At 63.6% G+C, this 21,072-nt stretch carries 23 protein-coding genes; 12 read left to right on the top strand and 11 right to left on the bottom strand.

The genetic code is table 11. From position 1 onward, the window contains the following. Positions 1-20: 20 nt before the first annotated feature. Both D6858_RS07690 and D6858_RS07685 read left to right on the top strand, forming a co-directional pair. Positions 21-1,838, top strand: coding sequence for an ABCB family ABC transporter ATP-binding protein/permease (locus tag D6858_RS07690; RefSeq protein WP_120109567.1), 1,818 nt, complete (start codon positions 21-23; stop codon positions 1,836-1,838). A 120-nt stretch (positions 1,839-1,958) separates the two neighbouring features. Continuing rightward, a complete protein-coding gene (locus D6858_RS07685) occupies positions 1,959-3,452 on the top strand; it encodes a SulP family inorganic anion transporter (protein WP_120108741.1) in 1,494 nt (497 codons plus the stop codon). A gap of 40 nt (positions 3,453-3,492) precedes the next feature. On the opposite strand, the gene D6858_RS07680 is transcribed toward D6858_RS07685, so the two are convergent. The 4 genes from D6858_RS07680 to D6858_RS07665 form a co-directional block, all read right to left on the bottom strand. Next, positions 3,493-4,440, bottom strand: coding sequence for a bifunctional helix-turn-helix transcriptional regulator/GNAT family N-acetyltransferase (locus D6858_RS07680; protein WP_120109565.1), 948 nt, complete (start codon positions 4,438-4,440; stop codon positions 3,493-3,495). Positions 4,441-4,532: 92 nt separating this feature from the next. Next, positions 4,533-5,834: an ATP-dependent protease ATPase subunit HslU gene (gene hslU / locus D6858_RS07675; protein ID WP_120108740.1), complete on the bottom strand. Its 1,302-nt coding sequence runs from the start codon at positions 5,832-5,834 to the stop codon at positions 4,533-4,535. 78 nt (positions 5,835-5,912) lie between these two features. After that, entirely contained in the window at positions 5,913-6,473 is a 561-nt protein-coding gene (gene hslV, locus D6858_RS07670) for an ATP-dependent protease subunit HslV (RefSeq protein ID WP_102153734.1), read from the bottom strand. 36 nt (positions 6,474-6,509) lie between these two features. Further along, a complete protein-coding gene (locus D6858_RS07665) occupies positions 6,510-6,992 on the bottom strand; it encodes an outer membrane protein assembly factor BamE (protein WP_120108739.1) in 483 nt (160 codons plus the stop codon). A 181-nt stretch (positions 6,993-7,173) separates the two neighbouring features. Between D6858_RS07665 and D6858_RS07660 the strand changes: the two genes are divergently transcribed. Together D6858_RS07660 and D6858_RS07655 are read left to right on the top strand one after the other, a co-directional pair. After that, positions 7,174-7,689: a ubiquinol-cytochrome C chaperone family protein gene (locus D6858_RS07660; protein WP_120108738.1), complete on the top strand. Its 516-nt coding sequence runs from the start codon at positions 7,174-7,176 to the stop codon at positions 7,687-7,689. Then, on the top strand, positions 7,686-8,225 hold the full coding sequence (locus tag D6858_RS07655; RefSeq protein ID WP_120108737.1) for a YceD family protein: 540 nt from the start codon (positions 7,686-7,688) through the stop codon (positions 8,223-8,225). The genes D6858_RS07660 and D6858_RS07655 overlap by 4 nt, the downstream gene beginning before the upstream one ends. Positions 8,226-8,257: 32 nt before the next feature. Here D6858_RS07655 and ssb read toward each other — a convergent pair whose 3' ends face one another. The 5 genes from ssb to D6858_RS07630 all read right to left on the bottom strand — a co-directional run bounded on the left by ssb (position 8,258) and on the right by D6858_RS07630 (position 12,482). Then, a complete protein-coding gene (ssb, locus tag D6858_RS07650) occupies positions 8,258-8,788 on the bottom strand; it encodes a single-stranded DNA-binding protein (RefSeq protein WP_120108735.1) in 531 nt (176 codons plus the stop codon). Between the two features lie 124 nt (positions 8,789-8,912). Further along, on the bottom strand, positions 8,913-10,781 hold the full coding sequence (gene feoB, locus D6858_RS07645; RefSeq protein ID WP_120108733.1) for a ferrous iron transporter B: 1,869 nt from the start codon (positions 10,779-10,781) through the stop codon (positions 8,913-8,915). Continuing rightward, the gene (locus D6858_RS07640; protein WP_120109563.1) at positions 10,778-11,017 is read right to left on the bottom strand and encodes a FeoA family protein; all 240 of its coding nucleotides are present in this window, start codon (positions 11,015-11,017) and stop codon (positions 10,778-10,780) included. The genes feoB and D6858_RS07640 overlap by 4 nt, the downstream gene beginning before the upstream one ends. 173 nt (positions 11,018-11,190) lie before the next feature. Then, positions 11,191-11,832 carry a COQ9 family protein gene (locus tag D6858_RS07635; RefSeq protein WP_120109561.1) on the bottom strand — a complete coding sequence of 214 codons (642 nt, stop codon included), beginning with the start codon at positions 11,830-11,832 and terminating at the stop codon, positions 11,191-11,193. A gap of 32 nt (positions 11,833-11,864) precedes the next feature. Then, positions 11,865-12,482 carry an ankyrin repeat domain-containing protein gene (locus D6858_RS07630; protein ID WP_165859657.1) on the bottom strand — a complete coding sequence of 206 codons (618 nt, stop codon included), beginning with the start codon at positions 12,480-12,482 and terminating at the stop codon, positions 11,865-11,867. A 75-nt stretch (positions 12,483-12,557) separates the two neighbouring features. On the opposite strand from D6858_RS07630, the gene D6858_RS07625 reads away from it, so the two are divergent. The 8 genes from D6858_RS07625 to D6858_RS07595 all read left to right on the top strand — a co-directional run bounded on the left by D6858_RS07625 (position 12,558) and on the right by D6858_RS07595 (position 18,110). Continuing rightward, on the top strand, positions 12,558-13,184 hold the full coding sequence (locus D6858_RS07625) for an SCO family protein (RefSeq protein ID WP_120108729.1): 627 nt from the start codon (positions 12,558-12,560) through the stop codon (positions 13,182-13,184). Then, positions 13,172-13,633 (top strand): YcgN family cysteine cluster protein, encoded by a 462-nt coding sequence (locus D6858_RS07620; protein ID WP_120108727.1) that lies wholly within the window; start codon positions 13,172-13,174, stop codon positions 13,631-13,633. Before D6858_RS07625 ends, D6858_RS07620 begins: the two co-directional genes overlap by 13 nt. Further along, on the top strand, positions 13,630-14,352 hold the full coding sequence (locus tag D6858_RS07615; RefSeq protein ID WP_120108725.1) for a M48 family metallopeptidase: 723 nt from the start codon (positions 13,630-13,632) through the stop codon (positions 14,350-14,352). The genes D6858_RS07620 and D6858_RS07615 overlap by 4 nt, the downstream gene beginning before the upstream one ends. Positions 14,353-14,654: 302 nt before the next feature. Then, positions 14,655-14,882, top strand: a complete 228-nt coding sequence (locus D6858_RS16325; RefSeq protein ID WP_420823827.1) for a hypothetical protein — start codon at positions 14,655-14,657, stop codon at positions 14,880-14,882. A gap of 258 nt (positions 14,883-15,140) precedes the next feature. Then, positions 15,141-15,752 (top strand): hypothetical protein, encoded by a 612-nt coding sequence (locus tag D6858_RS07610; protein ID WP_120108723.1) that lies wholly within the window; start codon positions 15,141-15,143, stop codon positions 15,750-15,752. A gap of 13 nt (positions 15,753-15,765) precedes the next feature. Continuing rightward, a complete protein-coding gene (gene ribD / locus D6858_RS07605) occupies positions 15,766-16,773 on the top strand; it encodes a bifunctional diaminohydroxyphosphoribosylaminopyrimidine deaminase/5-amino-6-(5-phosphoribosylamino)uracil reductase RibD (RefSeq protein ID WP_240623753.1) in 1,008 nt (335 codons plus the stop codon). A 10-nt stretch (positions 16,774-16,783) separates the two neighbouring features. Then, positions 16,784-17,401, top strand: coding sequence for a riboflavin synthase (locus D6858_RS07600; protein ID WP_120108719.1), 618 nt, complete (start codon positions 16,784-16,786; stop codon positions 17,399-17,401). Between the two features lie 409 nt (positions 17,402-17,810). After that, positions 17,811-18,110: a GIY-YIG nuclease family protein gene (locus D6858_RS07595; RefSeq protein WP_120108717.1), complete on the top strand. Its 300-nt coding sequence runs from the start codon at positions 17,811-17,813 to the stop codon at positions 18,108-18,110. 670 nt (positions 18,111-18,780) lie between these two features. Here the strand turns inward: D6858_RS07595 and D6858_RS07590 are convergent. Together D6858_RS07590 and D6858_RS07585 are read right to left on the bottom strand one after the other, a co-directional pair. Then, positions 18,781-19,959 carry an amino acid aminotransferase gene (locus tag D6858_RS07590; RefSeq protein WP_120109558.1) on the bottom strand — a complete coding sequence of 393 codons (1,179 nt, stop codon included), beginning with the start codon at positions 19,957-19,959 and terminating at the stop codon, positions 18,781-18,783. A 91-nt stretch (positions 19,960-20,050) separates the two neighbouring features. Continuing rightward, positions 20,051-20,860 (bottom strand): EipA family protein, encoded by an 810-nt coding sequence (locus D6858_RS07585; protein WP_120108715.1) that lies wholly within the window; start codon positions 20,858-20,860, stop codon positions 20,051-20,053. Between the last annotated feature and the right edge of the window lie 212 nt (positions 20,861-21,072).

The following is a 21,072-nucleotide window of genomic DNA, read 5'->3' as shown; positions in this document are numbered from 1 at the left end:
TGCGCCTCCACATGAAGGCGATGCCACCCGATCAGCCCGCCCCGACACCCGCCGATCACGATGGCTGGGCCACGTTGCGTCGCTTCCTGCCATATCTGTGGCCGAAGGACCGGCCCGACCTGAAGCGGCGGATTATCGGCGCGATGGTGCTGGTGCTGCTGGCCAAAGCGGTGACGTTGGCGACACCGCTGGCAATGAAGAATGCGGTCGATACGATGGCCGCGCAAGGCGACCCGATGGTGTGGGCCGCGCTCAGCTTCGTCATCGCATTTGTCGCCGGGCGTTTCCTCAGCAGCGCATTCGACCAGTGCCGCAATATCGTGTTCGAACGTGTCGGGCAGGATGCGACGCGCAAACTGGCGGAAGATACTTTCGACCGGCTCCACCGCCTTAGTTTGCGATTCCATCTGTCGCGCCGCACCGGCGAAATCACCAAGACCATCGAGCGCGGGACCAAGAGCATCGATACGATGCTCTATTTCATGCTGTTCAATATCGTGCCGACAGCGATCGAGCTGATCGCCGTAGCAGCGATTTTCTACACGCTGTTCGGTGCGGGGCTGGTGCTGGCGACCGCGATTACCGTGGTCGTCTATATTGCCCTCACCCGCTGGATCACCGAATGGCGCACCGAACTGCGCCGCCGGATGAACGAACTGGACGGCACCGCGCTGGCCCGCGCAGTCGATTCGCTACTGAATTACGAGACAGTGAAGTTCTTCGGCGCCGAAGCGCGGGAGAAAGAGCGCTATGGCCGTGCCGCCCGCGAATATGCCGAAGCGGCGATCAAGTCCGAAAATTCGCTCGGCCTGCTCAATATGGCGCAATCGCTGGTGATGAACACGCTGATGCTGTTCGCGCTGGCTTATACAGTGTGGCGCTGGAGCAAAGGCGGCCTGACCGTAGGCGATCTGGTCGCGGTGCAGACATATCTGACGCAGCTGTTCCGCCCGCTCGATATGCTGGGCATGGTCTATCGCACGATCCGCCAGGGGCTGATCGATATGGCGGCGATGTTCCGCCTGATCGATATGCCGGTGGAAGTGGCCGATGCACCCGGCGCGCCCGCGCTGATAATCCGCGAACCGCGCGTGATATTCGACAACGTGGTGTTCGGATACGATCCCGACCGCACGATCCTCCACGGCCTCAGCTTCGAAGTGCCTGCCGGGGGGCATGTCGCGATTGTCGGGCCTTCGGGCGCGGGCAAATCGACTATCGCGCGGCTATTGTTCCGCTTTTACGATCCGTGGCAGGGCCGTGTGCTGATCGATGGGCAGGACATCCGCGAAGTGTCGCAGGAATCGGTGCGCGCCGCCATCGGCATCGTTCCGCAGGATAGCGTGCTGTTCAACGATACCATCGGCTATAACATTGCCTACGGACACGATGGCGCCACGCATGAACAGGTGGTGGCCGCCGCGCGCGGGGCCGCGATCCTGCCGTTTATCGAACGATTGCCACAGGGCTTCGGTACCGAAGTGGGCGAACGCGGGCTGAAGCTGTCGGGTGGAGAGAAACAGCGCGTCGCCATTGCCCGCACTCTGGTGAAAGATCCGCCGATTCTGCTGCTCGACGAGGCAACCAGCGCGCTCGATTCGCGTACCGAGCGCGATATCCTCGCCACCCTGCACCGGGTCAGCGCACACCGCACATCGATTTCCATCGCTCACCGGCTGTCGACGATTGCCGATGCCGACACGATTCTGGTGATGGAGGCAGGGCAACTGGCCGAACAGGGCAGCCATGCCGATCTGTTGCGCCGCGACGGGCTCTATGCCGAAATGTGGGCGCGGCAGCAGGCGGAAAGCACCGCGCAAGCGGAAGCCGCAGAATAATGCGCGGGGTTGTGCTGCACTGCACAATAATGCACTAGCGCCGATGTAACAGTGCCGTGGCATTGCGCGGCGGGCCGTCTCAGGCAGCTGATAACACAACAGAACAACAGGTATTCGGATATGTTTTCACCTGCCACGCTGAAACGCGACTGGCTCGCTCAGCCACGCGCCGATATTCTCGCCGGGGTGGTCGTGGCGCTCGCGCTGATCCCCGAAGCAATCGGTTTTTCGATCATCGCCGGGGTCGATCCGCGGGTCGGCCTCTATGCCTCGGTGGCGATTGCGCTGGTCATTTCGTTCACTGGCGGGCGGCCGGGCATGATCTCTGCCGCCACCGCCGCCGTGGCGGTGCTGGTGGGGCCGCTGGTGCGCGATCACGGGGTCGAATACCTTTTCGCCGCGACGATCCTGATGGGTGTGTTTCAGGCGCTGGCGGGCCTGATGCGGCTCGACCTGCTGATGCAGTTCGTCAGCCGCTCGGTCATCACCGGGTTCGTCAATGCACTGGCGATCCTGATTTTCATGGCTCAGTTGCCGCAACTGATCAACGTGGGGTGGGAAACCTATGCGATGGTCGCGGTCGGCCTCGCGATTATCTACACCTTACCGCGACTGACCACCGCCGTCCCTTCTCCGTTGGTGGCTATCGCGGTGCTGACAGCATTTGCCATCGCCACCGGCGCACCGGTGAATACAGTGGGCGATATGGGCACATTGCCCGATGGCCTGCCCAGCTTTGCACTGCCCAATATTCCGCTGACATGGGAAACGCTGGCGATCATCGCGCCTTATTCCGCGGCAATGGCAGCGGTCGGCCTGCTCGAATCGCTGCTCACCGCCCAGATCGTCGACGACATGACGCACACCGATTCGGACAAGCGCCGCGAATGCGCCGGGCAAGGCATCGCCAATATCGCGGCGGCCTGCGTCGGCGGCATGGGTGGCTGTGCGATGATCGGGCAATCGGTTATCAACGTCACGTCGGGCGGACGCGGGCGGCTTTCGACCTTCACCGCAGGCGCAACGCTGCTGGCCGGGCTGGCGCTGGTCGGCCCCTGGCTGGCACAGATTCCGATGCCCGCACTGGTCGCGGTGATGATTATGGTCAGCATCGGTACGTTTAGCTGGAACTCGATCCCTAACCTGCGCCACCATCCGTGGCCGTCCTCGGTGGTGATGCTGGTGACTGTCGTGACTGTGGTAACCACGCACGATCTGTCGATCGGGGTGCTGGCGGGCGTGGTGCTGTCGGGCATCTTCTTCGCCGGGAAGGTCCGCCGGATGTTCGCGGTGGAGCGTGTGCGCGAAGCGGATCGTGCGGTCTATATCGTGACCGGGCAGATATTCTTCGCGTCGGTCGATCGCTTTATCCGCTCACTCGGCCCGGAGAGCACGCAGCCCGACCCGTCGGATCACGTGGTGATCGACGTGAGCGGAGCGCATTTCTGGGATATCTCAGCGGTCGGGGCGCTCGATAAGGTGGTCGAACGGATGCGCCGCAACGGGCGCAGTGTGCAAGTGCTGGGTCTCAACACCGCCAGCGCCGATCTGGTGGACAAGTTCGCGCTTACCGACAAGACCGGCGTGGAAATCGGCCTCGCACCACATCCATGAGGGTGGAGGCGGTCCGCGTCAGCAGCGGGCCGCCCCACCATCACCCGACGAAACGCATCGCGACATCGCATCGCGCATAGCGAGAGCCATATTGCACCATGATTTCGGCATCGTGGGCAAAGCCAAGCTTCTCAAACAAATGAATCGCTGGGGCGCACTGGCTGTTGGTCAGCAGATAGAGCGGATCGGCCCCCATCGCCCGCGCCCGTGCAATCACGGCGTCGAGCAGGAATTCACCGGCCTTCATCCCACGCACCGATTCGCGCACACCCATCTTGGTCAATTCCACACCTGAAGTGCCGGACCGTTGCAGCGCGCAAGTGCCCACAATGCCCAGACCGGGCGCCTCGACGAACAGCACCGCCCCGCCGGGATCGACGATTTTCGTGCGGGGGTTTTCCAGCACTTCGATATCGACCGGTTCCAGCGTGAACATCTGTTCGATCCATACCGCATTGATGTCGTAAAAATGGTGCGCCAGCGAATCGTCGAATTCGCGAATACGCAGTCCGCCCGGCTGTGCCCGACTCGCCCGTTCGGCAATCGATCCTTCATCCAGCGCTGCCTCTATCGCGGCGATCTGATCGAGGAACGAACCTGAGGCACCAGCCATCAGTTCTTCTGCTGCCATGCCAATGCGCGACCACATATCATGCGTCGCCCGGTGGGCTGCATAGCGCCCTGCTTGCGTCAGTTCGACCAGTCGGGTGCGCTGGTCTGCGGCGGGCGCATCGGTCAGAATATCCAGTTTGGCCAGTTGATTGACGCTACGCGTCACGCCGGGCTGGCTGACTCCGATTTCCTCCGCCAGTTGCCCGATAGTGCGCGGCCCCGCCCGCAAGGCGGCCAGCACGGCCATATGCCCCGGCTGCAACGGCAGCCCGGCATCGGCAATCACACTGGTGGCGCCCGCCTGCATTCGTTCGGCCAGCCGCTTTAACCTGCTGCCCAGAAATGACGGCCCCATCTCGGCAATAACATCACGCATCGCATACTCCATATCATGTTATATAACGTGATATGGGTATCGTGGTTGCTGTCAAGCTCCCTTTCGTATTGCCACCTGCCGGGCAATATCGATCAGAGGATATACTTCGACAGATCGCTGTCCCCGGCCAGCCCGGCCAGCCGTTCGCGCACGTAATCGGCGTCGATCGTCACGGTTTCGCCCTTGTGATCTTCCGCTTCGAAGCTGAGTTCTTCGAGCAGCTTCTCCATCACGGTCTGCAAACGGCGGGCGCCGATATTCTCGACGCTTTCGTTCACTTGCGCGGCGATGCGGGCGATTTCGGCAATCGCATCGTCGCCCAGTTCGAGGGTGACGTCTTCCGTGCCCAGCAGCGCCTTGTACTGCGCCACCAGATTGGCACGGGTTTCGCTGAGGATGCGGACGAAATCTTCCTCCGTCAGTGCGCGCAGTTCGACGCGAATCGGCAGGCGGCCCTGCAATTCGGGCAGCATGTCGCTCGGCTTGGCGACGTGGAACGCGCCGCTGGCGATGAACAGCACATGGTCGGTCTTCATCGGCCCGTATTTGGTCGAAACCGTGGTCCCTTCGATCAGTGGCAGCAAATCGCGCTGCACCCCTTCGCGACTGACCGATCCGCCGCGCACGTCGCTGACCGCGATCTTGTCCACTTCGTCGAGGAAGACGATCCCGTTGTGCTCCGCATTTTCCAGCGCGACACGGGCCACGTCATCCTGATCCATCCGCTTTTCGGCTTCTTCGTCGACCAGCTTGTCCCACGCATCGGGGACTTTCAGCTTGCGCCGCCTGGTCGGGGTCTTGCCCATCGCCTTGCCGAACATGTCACTCAGGTTGATCATGCCGACATTGCCGCCCATCCCGCCGATATCGAATGGCATCTGCGGCGCTTCTTCGACTTCGATTTCGACCTCGACTTCGTTCATCGCATTATCGACGATGCGCTGGCGGAAACTTTCGCGGGTCGCTTCGCTGGCGCTGTCGCCTACCAGCGCATTGAGCAGCCGTTCCATCGCCGCCTTGCTGGCCGCTTCGCGCACGGCTTCGCGGCGACGGTCCTTTTCCAGCCGGATCGCCTCTTCCACCAGATCGCGGGCAATCTGTTCGACATCGCGCCCGACATAGCCGACTTCGGTGAACTTGGTCGCTTCCACTTTCACGAACGGCGCTTCGGCCAGTTTCGCCAGACGGCGGCTGATCTCTGTCTTGCCGCAGCCGGTGGGGCCGATCATCAGGATGTTCTTGGGCGTCACTTCATCGCGCAGATCGGGCGACAGGCGCTGGCGGCGCCAGCGATTCCGCAGCGCCACGGCAACCGCGCGCTTGGCATCTTTCTGCCCGATAATATGTGCGTCGAGCGCTTCGACGATGGCTTTGGGGGTGAGATTGTCGGTCAAGATAATCGCCTTGGTTTCTTATGGGGTATCGCGCCGGATGGCATCCGGGGCGCAGCCTTTGGCCACACTGGAAAGAATTCAGACCGTTTCCAGCGTAACCTGATCGTTGGTGAACACGCACACCTCTGCCGCAACCGCCATCGCGCGGCGGGCGATCTTTTCAGCATCGTCTTCGTAATCGGATAGCGCGCGTGCGGCGGACAGCGCGAAATTGCCGCCCGATCCGATGGCCGCAATGCCGCCTTCGGGTTCCAGCACATCGCCGTTGCCAGTCAGCACCAGCAGCGTATCCGCATCCGCGACGATCATCAGCGCTTCGAGATTGCGGAGGTATTTGTCCGTCCGCCAGTCTTTCGCCAGTTCCACCGCGGCGCGCATCAGTTGCCCGGAATACTGCTCCAGCTTTTTCTCAAGCCGTTCGAACAAAGTGAAGGCATCGGCGGTGGCCCCGGCAAATCCGGCGACAACTGCGCCGCCCTTGCCGATGCGCCGCACCTTGCGGGCATTGGGCTTCATCACGGTGTTGCCCATGGAAACCTGACCATCGCCCGCAACCACGGTTTTGCCGTTGCGTTTCACACCGATGATGGTGGTGCCGTGCCACGGGGTCAGCCCGTGCGAATCGTTTCTGTCGCTCATGCCGCCGGATATGGGCCTGCGCGGCGCGGCTTCAAGTCAGGTACCGTTCGGGCCGCCGCCTGTACGCTGGCCCGGACCCGCACCGGCGCCGACCTGCCCGATATTGCCGAACAGGTCCTGGAAGAAACCGCGGTGGCGGCCCAGCGTGGGTGTTTCTGCCCCATCGGGGCGCAGATAGACCACTTTGTCCATGCCCGTGCGATCGACCGCGACGACATTGCCCGCCGCATCGAACTTCACCGCCAGAACCGATTGATTGACGATGCGCGGCCGCACGAACGGCTTACGCCCCGTCACGCTCGACACGTAATACCATGTCGGCTGGCCATATTCGCTTTTAAAGCTGGGATCGCCCAGCGTACCTGCGACCGATGCCTGATTATCGATCCCCGGCTGCACGGACGAGGTCAGCGTTTCATCGACGATATAACCACGATGTTCCTTGATCGAGGCGCAACCCGAAACCGCCAGCGCCGCCGCCAACGCTACGCCTGCCAGGATGGTCCGTTGTACGCTCATCGAAAATCCTCTTGTATTTCCGCCGATAAAGGCGCGGGCGCGGGGCACCCGAAACATTCGTCCACCCCGCCTTAGGGCCGCCTGCGCGCGCTGGCAATCGCCGGTTGGCGGATGGATGCGACCAGCGCGATGCAGATGCGTGGTTGAATTGCGGCTGAATGTCGCCGAAATGGCCCCAGACATGAGTATCTTTACCCGCCTGTTCGCCCCCAAGCCCGACCCGCGCGAAGCATTGCGCCCGCTGTGGAATGCCGTCGTCGCGGAAGCGCGCCGCCCATTGTGGTATGCCGACGGCGGGGTGGCCGATACGGTATCGGGACGCTTCGATATGGTCTGCGCGGCGCTGGCGACAGTATTGCTGCGGATGGAGCGCGATGCCGGACTGGAACGCGAATCGGTGATGCTCACCGAACTGTTCGTGCGCGATATGGACGGGCAATTGCGCGAATTCGGCGTGGGCGACGTGATCGTGGGCAAACGCGTGGGCAAGCTGGTGGGCGCGATGGGCGGCAGGCTGGGCGCCTATCGCGAAGGGCTGGCTGGCGACGATGCGGAACTGGCGGAAACGGTGCGGCGCAACATCACGCTGCTCGACAATGCGGACCCGGCGCTGATCGCCAACGGCCTGCGCGCGCTGGCCACGCGGCTGGACATGACCGCCGATCCGGCATTGCTGGCTGGCGAGATCGCCGCATGAGCGAATCCCCGCCTCCGCCGCCCGAATTCAGCCGTCTGGTGAAGGTTCGCCCGCACCCGCCCGAAACGCTCACCATCGAAGCGAGCGATAGGGAGCGCGTCGCACTGGCGCAGCGATTCGGCATTGCCGCCATCGATTCGCTGGTGGCCGTGGCCCACTTTGCCGAAGATGGGGCGGCCATCGCTGTCGATGGGGAAATCGATGCGGCACTGGTGCAGGAATGCGCGGTCGCAGGCGATCGCTTCCCGGTGAAAGTGGCGGAGAGTTTCTCTGTCCGCATGATCCCGCCGGTACGCCATCCGACAACGCCCGATGAAGAGATCGAGCTGGACGAAGGCGATCTGGACGAGATCGAATTCGATGGCGAAATGTTCGATCTGGGCGAAATCGTCGCGCAAAGCCTCGCACTCGCTATCGATCCCTATGCCGAAGGCCCCAATGCAGAGGCTGCGCGCAAGGAAGCCGGTATCGTCAGCGACGATGCACCGCAGGACGGCCCGCTGGCCGACCTGCTACGCGGATTGAAGAAAGACTGAATTCGAGAGACAGGCTGACGCCCCCGTTCCGATCAGAACGGGATATCGTCTTCCAGATCGTCGTAGTTCGAGCCGCCACCGGAACCACCGCCCGACGAACCGCCGCCGCTCTGGCCCCAGTTGCCGCCACCGCCGCCCGAGCCACCGCCCGAACCGCCACGGTTCCAGTCACCGCCGCCGCCATTGCCGCCACCGCGCTGGCCACCGCCACCGGGCGCCCCGTCGAGCATCGTCAGCGTGCCGTTGAAGCCACGCAGGACGATTTCGGTCGAATAGCGATCATTGCCCGACTGATCCTGCCACTTGCGGGTCTGCAACTGGCCTTCGATATAGACCTTGCTCCCCTTACGCAGATAGTTTTCGGCCACGTTGACCAGACCTTCGGAGAAGATCGCCACGGTATGCCATTCGGTACGTTCCTGCCGCTGACCGTCGCGATCCTTCCACGTTTCGCTGGTCGCGATCCGCAGGTTGCAGACCTTCCCGCCGTTCTGGAAACTCCGCACTTCTGGGTCAGCGCCGAGGTTCCCGATCAGCATTACCTTGTTGAGTGACCCGGCCATGTTCGATTCCTTTAAGCAAATTCGACCGGCGGCTTAACCGATGGCGCCAGCGCTGGCCACCCGTGGTGGCGGCGATTCCCACATCGGGTTGCGACGTGCGCCGGAAAGCGGGCCGGTTGCCCGGCTATAACCCCAGCGCCACCGCGGTCCAATACGTCAGCCCGGCGAATATATAGGCGAGCGCAAACAGGTAGCCGAGCATGAACACCGGCCATTTCCACCCGTTGGTTTCGCGTCGCACCACGGCGATGGTCGAAAGGCACTGCGGCGCGAACACGAACCATGCGAGGAAGGCGAGCGCGGTCGGCAGGCTCCAGCGAGCCGAGAGCTGCGATGCCAGCCCCGCTTCGGTGGCGGCCTCGTCGTCTTCCGGCGCATCGACTGCATAGGTCGTCGCCAGCGAACTGACCGCCACTTCGCGCGCGGCCATCGCCGGGATCAGCGCCAGCGCGATATCGCGGTTGAAGCCGATCGGTTCGACCACCACGGCCAGCCCTTTGGACAACTGCCCCGCGATCGATGCATCGACCTGGCTCTGCCCCGGTTCGGCACGCGGGAAGCTGAGCAGAATCCACAGCACCACAGTGACAGTGAAGATGATCGTCCCCGCGCGGCGCAGGAACACCCATGCGCGTTGCCACAGGCCGATCAGCAGATCGCCCAGATGCGGCAATTGATAGCGCGGCAATTCCATGATGAAGCCGCTTTCCTGCCCCTTGGTCACCGAACGGCGCAGCACCAGCGCTACCGCCATCGCCCCGACAATGCCCGCGACATAGAGTGCGAACAGCACCAGCCCCTGCAATCCGATAAAGGCGAACCCGCTGGGCCCCACTTTCGTTTGCGGGATAAAGGCGGCGATAATCACGGCATAGACCGGCAAGCGGGCCGAACAGGTCATCAGCGGCGCGATCAGGATTGTCGTCAGCCGGTCTTTCGGATCGGCAATCGAACGGGTCGCCATGATGCCCGGAATGGCGCAGGCGAAACTGGACAGCAACGGAATGAAACTGCGGCCCGACAGCCCCACGCTCTGCATCATACGGTCCATCAGGAACGCGGCGCGGGCCATATATCCGCTGGCTTCCATCGCCAGAATGAAGGCGAACAGGATCACGATCTGCGGCAGGAACACCACCACCGATCCGACACCCGCCAAAATGCCCTGCGTCACGAAATCGCGCGGAATCCCGGCGGGGAAAGTCGCCACGACCCAATCGGATACCGCCCCGATCAGGCTTTCCAGTCCATCGGCAAACGGCGTGGCCCAGGCGAACACCGCCTGAAATACCACGAACAGAAATCCGAACAGGATCACCGGACCGATCCACGGATGCAGCAGGACTTTATCCAGCCCGGCGTGGAGCCGATGCTCCGTGCTTTCCGACAGAATCGCCGCCTTGGCAATATTGGTCGCGGCCAGTCGCCGTTCGGGCAGAGTCAGATGCGGGCGTTCGTGCGGTTCGCCCGGCTCCACCTTTGTTTCCGCCTTGGCGATGGCATCGATCAGTTCCGCGATCCCGCGCCGCCGCACCGCCACTGTCGGCACCACCGGCACACCCAGCGAGGACGCCAGCGCCGCCGGATCGAGCACCAGCCCGTCCCGTTCCGCCAGATCGACCATATTGAGCGCGACCACCGTTGGCCGCCCCAGCGCGATCACTTCCTGCGCGAACACCAGATGCTGTTCGAGATTGGCCGCATCGAGCACCACGATAAGCACTTCGGGTGTGGCTTCACCCTCAAACTGACCGTGAACGACCTTGCGCGTTACCTCTTCATCGGGGCTGGTCGGATCGAACGAATAAGCACCGGGCAGGTCGATCAGTTCGACCGACTCGCCGCTCGGCAGGACAACCCGGCCCGCTTTGCGCTCCACCGTCACGCCCGGATAGTTGGCGATTTTCTGGCGCGCGCCGGTCAGCGCGTTGAACAGCGCGCTTTTCCCGGCATTGGGATTGCCGACCAGCGCAGCAGTGCGAGAGGCGTTCATAATGGCTCCACCTCCATCGCGGCGGCATGGATGCGGCGTATCGCCACGGTCATCCGGCCGACCGTGATCGCCAGCGGATCGCGTCCGCCGAACACGCCGCGGTGCGCCATGCCTATACAGGCCCCTTCATCGATACCAAGCGCGCGCAAACGCGCACCTTCTTCGGGGGCGAGACGGTCCCAGTCGACCGATACGATGCGCGCCGATGCGCCGCGTTCGAGAGCTTCCAGTGTCACGAGGCGGCTGGTGCCAGATGTGCGCGCTAATTGCAATTCATTATCAATAAACTGATCGCGCAATCTTGCCTGCCTTGCCTGCCACCCATCGCGCCGATGCCATCAAGGCATTGACGCAGCACGATTAGCATCAGGAAACGGCGCTGCGATTTGCGCTATCGCAAATGGTGCGATCAGCGCGCCGGGTAACGCAAACGGCCCAGAAAGCGGGATATGCTGAAGTGTTGATCGTTACCCTTCAGCAATTGCGCCTTGGCCTTTTCGAACCGCATCACGCCATCGATTCGCCGGTCGAGGAAAGCGCGGGTTTCCGCCTTTCCTTCGGTTTCGTCATTAGCGAACACTGCCAGCGTGGCGGCATAGATCGAAGAGAGGATCGCGCGCTTGGTATAATGATTGTAATCGGTGGCGGTATCGCCCGCCATGCGCCACATCTTGTCGGCACTGGCCCAGCCCAGCTTGCCCGCGCGGACCACGTTTTGCGGCATCGCCATGATCGCGGTGGCCCGGCGCAACGCTTCTTCCCGCCCGGCAATCGCATCGAGCCGGGCGAGTACGAGTGCGGCGATCTTCTCGCGGATCTTCATCGTCGCCAGTTTTTCCGGCGGCAGCGCCTCTGCCATCGCCAGATCGACCGTGCCAATCCACGCGGCGATCATATCCATCGCCCCGCCGGGATAGGCGAGTCGGGCGACATCGACATCGGCCCCCGCCATTTCCGCCGCCGCAACCAGCGCCGCATCGCTCCACCCGTCGAACGCTGCCGAATCGGCAATCGCCGGGGCCAGCGCCAGCGCCAGTTCGTCCAGCGTCATATCAGCGACGGGGACAGGGGCGGCGGCCGCGCTCACAGGCCGGGACCGTAGGATTTCGGTGTCGATTCACCGCGCTCGGATTCGGCCTGATCGATCGCCTCGATCACGCCCGACGATTTGCTGAGCAATTGCGCGTAATCGCGCGCCGAGCGGCCCGAATTGTCTGTCCGGTCGGCATCCGCGCCGTGTTTCAGCAGCAGGCGGATCAGCGGGATATTGCGCTGATGCACGGCATTGATCAGCGGAGTTTCGCCGGTATCGGTCTTGTCATTGATATTCGCGCCTTTGTTCAGCAGACGCTCCGCCCCTTCGACCCAGCCCAGATTGACCGCCAGCCCCAACGCGGTCGCCCCGTTATAGGCCGGAATATTGGGATTGGCCCCCTGATCGAGCAGGAAGCGCAACCACACTTCGTCGCGCCGCTGCACAACCGCGAACAGCGCGGTCTGCCCGGTCGACTGGTCGCGCGCATTGATGACTGTGCTGCCCGGCGCCTTCAGAAACTTGGTCGCGCTGTCGCCATCGCGATCCTTCACCGCTTTCAGAAACTGGTATCCATCCGAAAACTGCTGCGCCATCGCAGGCGGCGCGCCGAACATCAACGCAGCCGCCAGTATCAGGCCGGACTTGCGAAGGACGGTACGGGGCATTTGCTCGATCTCCATAAAACGAACCAGCGGTCGAAATTCGCACGATCGCACTTGTCGTGCGCGGGTTAGCAGACCATGAACCGATGCGCCATGCTGCGTAAGATCAAAACTCCTCTCGCCCTGTCCGCCACTCTCGCGCTGTCGCTCGCTGTTGCAGGCTGCGACGGGCCGCCGAAAACTCCGCTCGATCAGGCTCCGCTGGCGGGCGCGGCCATCGGCGGGCCGTTCACGCTGACCGATCAGAACGGCAAGCAACGCCAGTGGAGCGATTTTCGCGGCAAGTTCACCACCGTCTATTTCGGATACACGTTCTGCCCCGATGTGTGCCCGATCGACACGCAACGCACCGCGCAAGGGATCGCACTGTTCCGCAAGAACCATCCCGATCTGGCGGACCGGGTGCAACAGGTGTTCATCACTGTCGATCCCACCCGCGATACGCCGGAAAAGGTTGGCCAGTTCGCCTCCGCATTCGGCAAAGACATCATCGGCCTGACCGGGTCGCCCGCCGAAATCGAGAAAGCGGCCAAGGAATTCAAGGTCTTCTACGAAAAGGGTAAGGACGAGGGCGACGGCGCCTATCTCGTCAACCATTCCAACGTCACGTATCTGTTCGGGCCGGAAGGGCAGCCGGTCGCCACGCTGCCGACCGATCTCGGCGCAGAAGACATCGCCAAAGAGCTTGCCAGGTGGGTGCGTTGAGAGAGCGCTTCTGGGAACTGCCGCTGGCCGATCTGACCCGCGCGGAGTGGGAGGCATTGTGCGACGGATGCGGCCGCTGCTGCCTGCACAAGCTGGAAGATGAAGAAAGCGGCGCGATCGAATACACCAACGTCGCCTGCAAGCTGCTCGACACCAAAACCGCGCAGTGCAGCGATTATCGCAACCGCAAGGCATTCGTGCCCGATTGCATGCGGCTGACGCCCAAGCTGGTCCGCGCGGTTGGCTGGTTGCCGCATTCGTGCGCCTATCGCCGCCGCGAGGAAGGGCGCCCGCTGGCCGACTGGCACTATCTGATCTGTGGCGACCGCGAAGCGGTGCACCGGCGCGGCCCCGGTGTGGCAGGGCGGGTGGTCAGCGAAACCGAGGCCGGGCCGCTGGAACATCACATCGTGGAATTCGACGACCTGTCGGGCGGACGGGCCCCGTGATCGACTGGCTGCGCCGCTCGCCTGGCGACCCGACGGTCGACATCGCGGGGCGCACACTGCCGGTCGAAATCAACCGCAACCGCCGCGCCCGCCGTCTGACCATGCGGCTGGCACCCGATGGCAGCGCGGTTCGGGTTACGCTGCCCAACTGGTTCCGCACGGCAGAGGCGCTGGCTTTCGTCCACGCGCGCACCGCATGGCTGGCCGAGCAGATCGCCAAAGTGCCTGAACGTCGCCCGCCAGCACCCGGCGGCATGCTGCGCTATCGCGGAGCGGAACTGGCGATAGACTGGCGCGCCGATGCACCCCGCACCCCTGCGCTGGCCGATGATCGGGTGACGATCGGCGGCCCGCACGACAACCTGCCCGCGCGCCTGCAACGCTGGCTGGAGCGCGAGGCGATGCGCCTGATGGCGAGCGATCTGGCGTTCTATGCCGAGCGCGCCGGGATCGAGACGCCCAAACTCGCGCTCAGCCGCGCGCAGCGGCGCTGGGGCAGTTGCTCCACCGCGGGGATAGTGCGAATCAACTGGCGGCTGGTACAGGCCCCTGATGCAGTGCGACGCTCGGTCGTGGCGCACGAAGTGACCCACTGCCTCCATTTCGACCACAGCCCCGCCTTTCACGCCGCGCTGGCTACGATCTTTGAAGGCGACATTTCCGCCGCCGATACATGGATCAAGGCGCATGGCCGCACACTCTACGCCAGCTTCGGCTAGCAAGCGGGAAGCACCGCCCGCCGTAACCCGACCACTCCCTCGCCATTGCGAGGAGCGGCAGGCGACGTGGCAATCCGTCGACCGCGCCTCGCCTCCGTCGCAACTGTTGCACGAGAAGGGGACGTCGGGCGGAAACCTGTCACACGAAGGCGCGAAGGCACGGAGAGGGTTTGGTTCAGGGGTAGGACGCACTGACGATGGCTGGCCAATGCTATCGCGCCTCACCCACCCCTCCTCAATGCGACGAGCCATAGGAGACGTGGCAATCCAAGGCCAGCCCTCGCCTCCGCCACAGCCAATGCATTGGGTGCAACCGTTGCGTCATGGATTGCTTCACTGCGTTCGCAATGACGAAAGGAGGGATGAGTACAGCGTTGAGCGGCGCGTTGTCCGACCAGACACTCCCTCCTCTCGTCATTGCGAGGAGCCGCAGGCGACGTGGCAATCTATGGCCAGCCCTCGCCTCCGCCACAGCCAATGCATTGGGTGCAACCGTTGCGTCATGGATTGCTTCACTGCGTTCGCAATGACGAAAGGAGGGATGAGTACAGCGTTGAGCGGCGCGTTGTCCGACCAGACACTCCCTCCTCTCGTCATTGCGAGGAGCCGCAGGCGACGTGGCAATCTATGGCCCGCCCTCGCTTTGCCACAACCGCCGCGATGGGCGGAACTGCCGCACCATGGATTGCTTCACTGCGTGCGCAATGACGAAGGGGCAGGAGGCCAGAAATACCGCCTCGCTTCCCGGTCACTAGCCGAACCGGCGCTTTGCCCCTATCTTACCGGTCATGCGTGTATTGCATCGCCTTAACCCCGGCCCCGGATTCGCGGATTTCTGGTCTGAATTCAGACGGCCCAACCCCTATCGCTGGCCGATCCTCGCGGTGTCGGTGCTGGCGACATCGTCGCTGCTCTATCTGCTGAGCAGCGACGCGCAGCGGCCCAATCTGCTGGTGGCGATCATCCTGCTGGCATTCGGCGCGGTGGCGGTGACAATGTTCGTGATCGCCCGCATCCGGCTGCGCTGGGGCATTCTGGCGATTGCCGCGCTGATTGCCGCGATCCCGATGTACCAGTTCGCCAAGTTCCGCGTGATCGGCCCCGGCCCCAAGGCGCAGGTGACATGGATCACCACTTTCGCGCCCGATCGCACCGACGAAGAAATCATGCAGTCCAACATCGCCGCGCAAAAACGCGCCGACGAACGCGCCGCGCTGGAAAAACAGAGCGAGGAACGCAAGAAAGACCTCTACCGCGCGCTGGGCCGCGCCACCGGGGTCGATGTCGATGCGATCCAGAAACAGATCGACGCGGAAGAGGCCCAGGAAAAGGCCGCCGCCGAAGCGGAGCGCAAGCAATTGCGGGAAGAAATGGGCAAAAGCGCCCAGCCCGGCCAGTGAAGCGGCCCATTGCGTGGCCGATAGTCTGACCCCTTCACCCACCACCGATCACGCCAGCGACCGCCGCTGGCTGGCCACCGCCGCCCGGCTGGCGGGGCGCGGCAGACCGCTCAGCCGCCCCAACCCCGCTGTCGGCTGCGTGATCGTGCGCGATGGCGTCGTGGTCGCCCGTGGCTGGACCCAGCCCGGTGGCCGCCCCCATGCCGAAGCGATGGCGCTGGCCGCCGCGGGGGATGCGGCAAGGGGCAGCACGATCTACGTCACATTGGAACCATGCGCCCATGTCAGCGCACGCGGCCCCGCCTGTGCCGATCTGCTGGTCGCCGCACGTCCGGCGCGGGTCGTGGTCGGCACACTCGATCCCGATCCACGCACATCGGGCAAGGGCATGGCCCGCCTGCGCGCCGCCGGAATTGCAGCAGACCATGTGCCCTCTGGCGAAGCGGAAGACAGCCTGACCGGATACCTGATGCGCCAGCGCGCCGGGCGGCCGCACGTCACGCTGAAGCTGGCGATGTCGCTCGATGGCTGCATCGCGCTGGCCGATGGCACATCGCAATGGATCACCGGCCCGGCGGCGCGCGCGCATGTCCATGCTCACCGGGCGCAGGCCGATGCCATTCTCGTGGGCGGCGGCACATGGCGCAACGATCGCCCCCGGCTGGACGTGCGCCTGCCGGGGATCGAACAGCGCAGCCCGCAACGCTGGATACTGACCCGTGGCCCCGCGCCAGAGGGTGCGCTGGCACTGCCTTCCCCGCAAGATATCGCAGCGATGGCAGGTGTGCAGTATCTCTATGTCGAAGGCGGCGCGCAGACCGCCGCTGCCTTCCTCGCCGCCGATCTGGTCGACCGGATTGAGCTGTACCGCGCGCCAATCGTCGTGGGCGATGGTTTGCGGGCGGTCGGCGCGCTCGGCCTCACCGATCTGGCCGCTGCCCACGAGCGCTGGCAATTCGCAGAAAGCTGCCAGCTTGGCAGCGACAATTACACCGCCTATCGCCGCACACGCAGCAGTTGAGGAAGTTACCATGTTCACCGGGATCGTCACCGCCATCGGCACAGTGGAAAGCGTGGAACAGCGCGGCGATCTGCGCCTGCGTATCGCGTGCCCGTGGGATCCGGCAAAGATCGCCATCGGCGCATCGATTGCCTGTTCGGGCGTGTGCCTGACAGTGATCGAACGCGGTGGCGAGGCGGGCGCGGCATGGTTCGCGGTCGATGTATCGGGCGAAACCGTCGCCTGCACCGCCGCGCACAAATGGAAACAGGGTGCCAAACTCAACCTCGAACCCGCGCTGAAAGTGGGCGACGAACTGGGCGGCCATATCGTGACTGGCCATGTCGATGCCGTGGGCCGGGTGGCGCATTGGGAACCCGAAGGCGATTCGATGCGCGTCACTATCGATGCGCCCCCCGCACTCGCTCCGTTCATCGCCGCCAAGGGATCGATCACGGTCGATGGCGTCTCGCTGACCGTGAATTCAGTGGAGGACCGCCCCGATGGCGCGGTCCACTTCGGCCTCAACATCATCCCCCACACCGCCGAAGTGACCACGCTGGGCGAACTGAGCCAGGGCGCGGAAGTGAACCTGGAAATCGATACCGTGGCGCGATACCTGCAAAGGCTGGAAAGCCTGCGGGGGTAAGGCGTCAGACGACAATCCGGCATTAAAGCCCCTCGTCATTGCGAGGAGCCGACAGGCGCCGTGGCAATCCATGGCCGGACGTCCACGCCCATCACAACCATCGTGGCAAGGGCAGGCCTCAGTCCATGGATTGCTTCACCTGCGGTTCGCAATGACGACAGGAGGCGGGGCGTCAAAGGGAAGGGCAGAGCGTCCCGGCACCAACCCCACCACCTCGTCATTGCGAGGAGCCGTAAGGCGACGTGGCAATCCACGGTCATACGCCCCTGCCCTTCACAACCGCCGTGGCAATGGCAGGCCGCCGTCCATGGATTGCTTCACCTGCGGTTCGCAATGACGAAAGGAGGGAGCAACAATCACTTACGGATTCGTCGTTGCACCTGTCATAACACCGTCGCAATTCGCGCGCATGAAACACCCGATTGCACCCGCCGTCTATATCATCGCCAGCCACCGCAACGGCACGCTTTACACCGGCGTCACCTCCGATCTGGTGAAACGTATCTGGCAGCATCGCGAAGGTACTATCGAGGGGTTCACCCAATGTTACGGGTGCAAGCGGCTTGTCTGGTTTGAACACCATGCGACGATGGAACACGCGATCGCACGGGAGAAGCGGATCAAGGCAGGCTCGCGTAAGCGCAAGATCGCTCTGATTGAAACGCTCAACCGCAACTGGCGCGACCTGTGGTTCGACATCTGCCGGTGACCATGGTGCACAGGTGACGCCATTGGGTGCTCGCCATGGAGGAGGGGGAACAGGATGCCTCCACCACCTCGTCATTGCGAGGAGCCGGAAGGCGACGTGGCAATCCATGGCCGGACGCCCGCACCCTTCACAACCGCTGTGGCAATGGCGGGCCGCCGTCCATGGATTGCTTCACCTGCGGTTCGCAATGACGAAGGGAGGCAGGGCGACAAAAGGACAGGCAGCATCCCGGCACCACTCCACCACCTCGTCATTGCGAGGAGCCACAGGCGACGTGGCAATCCAAGGCCAGACGCCCGCACCCCTCACAACCGCCGTAGTAATGACGGGCTTCAGTCCATGGATTGCTTCACCTGCGGCTCGCAATGACGACAGAGGGCATGGCCCCCATGCACACCACCGCACACTTTCCTACACGCGCGGGTGGTGCGACAATCGCCGCCTGCTCTTTCTCAATGTACAAGCTCTCACGGTTTACCACGCGCTGTTCTTACTGCGGGAATCGAAAGTCACACACGCTTGCGATTCCGCTGCGAGCAAAGTCCACACGCGACACGCGCGAAAACGCCCGCTCACCCTCGGGGCTGGCAGCGAAAGTCACAGCTTTCAAAACTGCAAGGAGCGGTCCACCGATATGTGGACTTCGCCCCCCGCATTCAGGCCACGGCGATCAGGCGGAAACGGCGGCCACCGCGTCGATGAACTTGTCGATGTTGCCGCTGGTCAGGCCTGCCACATTGATGCGGCCCGATCCGGCCATGTAAATGGCATGCTCGCTACGCAGGGTGGCGATCTGCTCCTTGCTCAGCGGGAGCATGGAGAACAGGCCGTTCTGAATGCCGAGCGGGGTCATGTCGACCGCACCCGCCGTTCCCGCCGCCGCCAGCCGGTCGCGCACCTGACGCATCCGGGCGCGCATGGTGTCGAGTTCGTCCAGCCACATCGTAGTGAGCGCGGGATCGGTCAGGATCAGGCGCACCGCCGCACCGCCGTGATCGGGCGGCATCGACCAGTTGGCGCGCGCCAGCGAAGCGGCGTTCGACATGATCGCATCGAGTTGGCCCGGCTCCTTCGCCATGACGTAGAACGCGCCCACGCGATCGCGATAGAGGCCGAAGTTCTTGTCGCAGCTATAGGCGATCAGCGCTTCGGGCACCGATGCCAGCACCTTACGCAGGCCATAGGCATCCTCTTCCATCCCGTGGCCGAGACCCTGATACGCGACATCGATGATCGGCAAGGCCTTGCTGGTGGCCAGCGCGGCGGCAATCGCATCCCACTGTTCGGGGGTGTAATCGATCCCGGTGGGGTTGTGGCAACACCCGTGCAGCAGGATGGCGTCGCCTTCCTGCGCATTGGCGATTGCCGCCAGCACGGCATCGACATTGGCGGTGCCGTCGTCGTTGTCATGATCGAAAGCGACCATGTCGAGCGGCAGGTCAGCCAGAATCTGTGCGTGGTTGGGCCAGCTTGGCGTGCCCATGAATACCCGGCGAATGCCCGCGGCCCTGGCCAGCGCCACGGCAAGGCGCACCGCGCCGGTGCCGCCGGGGGTCTGCATCCCCTGAACGCGACCGCCCATCGACGGGTCTTCCGCGCCGAAGATGTAAGGCATCAGCGCCTCGACAAAACCCATGTCGCCTTCGGGGCCGAGGTAGGCCTTCGAATCCTGCTCATCCACCAGCTTGCGTTCGGCGGCCTTGATCGCAGCGAACACAGGGGTATCCCCCTGCCCCGTGCGATAGACACCGACACCCAGATCGACCTTGTCGGGCCGCGGATCGGCAGCATAAAGCTTGATAAGCGCGAGCAGCGCATCGGGCGATTGAGCTTGGAGACGGTCTAGCATGACGTTCGTCCCCATACTCCATGCAGATGGGGCCGCAACAGCAAACCCGTCGCGGCCCCATACTGACGATGCAGATTTTCTTGAGGTGTGCCTAGAACGGCAACCAGCGCTGCTTGTGAGAGAACTTCATATACCCGGCGTTGACCCCCAGCCGCAGCCCGGCGCCCACCCGAATCGGGATGATGACCACGTCGCCCCACCGCATGTACGAAGCCGTCAGCCCGCCGACGACATAGGCCTGCCCTTCCGCAGCGGGGAAGCGTTTGAACAGGTCTTCGGTGTCGTAGAGGTTATAGACCAGAATGAAGGTGTTGCCCGCATTGGCCCCGGCATCGAACCCGATCGAAGGGCCGGTCCAGTACACCGGTTGCTTGCCTTCCACCTTGTGAAACAGCGTTCCCGAACCATAGCGCGCGCCGATCACGAACGCCCCGCTCGCTTCGCGCCCAACGATATAGGCATTGGGCTCACCCTGCTTGGCGAGGATGTTCTGGATCATCCGCGCCAGCCCTTCGGCCCCTTTACCGAACACGCCTTCTGCCGCGCCGATCAGGTCGTCCTGCTTGTAAGTCGTGCCTTGCGCGGATGCGGTGCCGGGTTCGGCGGTCGCCTGTCCGGCAGCGGTCGATGGATCGGGCGATGTGACCACCGGATCGGCCCAGCTCGGCGCGACTTCGGCATTGGTGCCGGTCGCAATGTCGCTGTCCACCGGGGCCGGCGCGGTCGGCGGGGTCTGGGCGTTATACGGTGCCGGTTCGCCGGGCTGTTCGAGATCGGCATCGACCGCATTGTTCGGGTCAATGGTTTCAATCGATTGCGCCATCACCGGCGTTGCCGCGATCGCGGCACCCGCCGCCACGGCGATCCATGCGCGGCGCAGCGCGTCGAAAGTGCGGCTCATGCTGTCCCTCCGTCCGGCCCGGCCCCTGTGGCCGGTGCAGCAAATATCCAGTTCGCAACAGAGTCCTTCGCGGCTGAAGCGACAATGAACCGGCGACGAATCGAATCGCTTTTGCGGCGAACCGAGTCCTGCCTGCCCCGCCCCTGCCTGCTTCCGCGGCCAGGCAGAAAGGCATTGCGATGCGCCCGATAAGCCACTGACGCGGAAGCCAT

Source organism: Tsuneonella suprasediminis (assembly GCF_003605755.1).
GTDB lineage: Bacteria > Pseudomonadota > Alphaproteobacteria > Sphingomonadales > Sphingomonadaceae > Tsuneonella > Tsuneonella suprasediminis.
This window is presented reverse-complemented; position numbering and strand designations above follow the sequence as displayed.

Bases quoted from the DNA above. Each gene is read 5' to 3' on its own strand.
- D6858_RS07690 (WP_120109567.1), top strand. From the start codon at position 21: ATGCCACCCGATCAGCCCGCCCCGACACCCGCCGATCACGATGGCTGG.
- D6858_RS07600 (WP_120108719.1), top strand. From the start codon at position 16,784: ATGTTCACCGGGATCGTCACCGCCATCGGCACAGTGGAAAGCGTGGAA.
- D6858_RS07625 (WP_120108729.1), top strand. From the start codon at position 12,558: ATGAACCGATGCGCCATGCTGCGTAAGATCAAAACTCCTCTCGCCCTG.
- D6858_RS07680 (WP_120109565.1), bottom strand. From the start codon at position 4,440: ATGCGTGATGTTATTGCCGAGATGGGGCCGTCATTTCTGGGCAGCAGG.
- D6858_RS07660 (WP_120108738.1), top strand. From the start codon at position 7,174: ATGAGTATCTTTACCCGCCTGTTCGCCCCCAAGCCCGACCCGCGCGAA.
- D6858_RS07585 (WP_120108715.1), bottom strand. From the start codon at position 20,860: ATGAGCCGCACTTTCGACGCGCTGCGCCGCGCATGGATCGCCGTGGCG.
- feoB (WP_120108733.1), bottom strand. From the start codon at position 10,781: ATGAACGCCTCTCGCACTGCTGCGCTGGTCGGCAATCCCAATGCCGGG.
- D6858_RS07655 (WP_120108737.1), top strand. From the start codon at position 7,686: ATGAGCGAATCCCCGCCTCCGCCGCCCGAATTCAGCCGTCTGGTGAAG.
- D6858_RS07635 (WP_120109561.1), bottom strand. From the start codon at position 11,832: ATGACGCTGGACGAACTGGCGCTGGCGCTGGCCCCGGCGATTGCCGAT.
- D6858_RS07630 (WP_165859657.1), bottom strand. From the start codon at position 12,482: ATGCCCCGTACCGTCCTTCGCAAGTCCGGCCTGATACTGGCGGCTGCG.
- D6858_RS07685 (WP_120108741.1), top strand. From the start codon at position 1,959: ATGTTTTCACCTGCCACGCTGAAACGCGACTGGCTCGCTCAGCCACGC.
- D6858_RS07590 (WP_120109558.1), bottom strand. From the start codon at position 19,959: ATGCTAGACCGTCTCCAAGCTCAATCGCCCGATGCGCTGCTCGCGCTT.
- D6858_RS07665 (WP_120108739.1), bottom strand. From the start codon at position 6,992: ATGAGCGTACAACGGACCATCCTGGCAGGCGTAGCGTTGGCGGCGGCG.
- hslV (WP_102153734.1), bottom strand. From the start codon at position 6,473: ATGAGCGACAGAAACGATTCGCACGGGCTGACCCCGTGGCACGGCACC.
- ssb (WP_120108735.1), bottom strand. From the start codon at position 8,788: ATGGCCGGGTCACTCAACAAGGTAATGCTGATCGGGAACCTCGGCGCT.
- D6858_RS07595 (WP_120108717.1), top strand. From the start codon at position 17,811: ATGAAACACCCGATTGCACCCGCCGTCTATATCATCGCCAGCCACCGC.
- D6858_RS07610 (WP_120108723.1), top strand. From the start codon at position 15,141: ATGCGTGTATTGCATCGCCTTAACCCCGGCCCCGGATTCGCGGATTTC.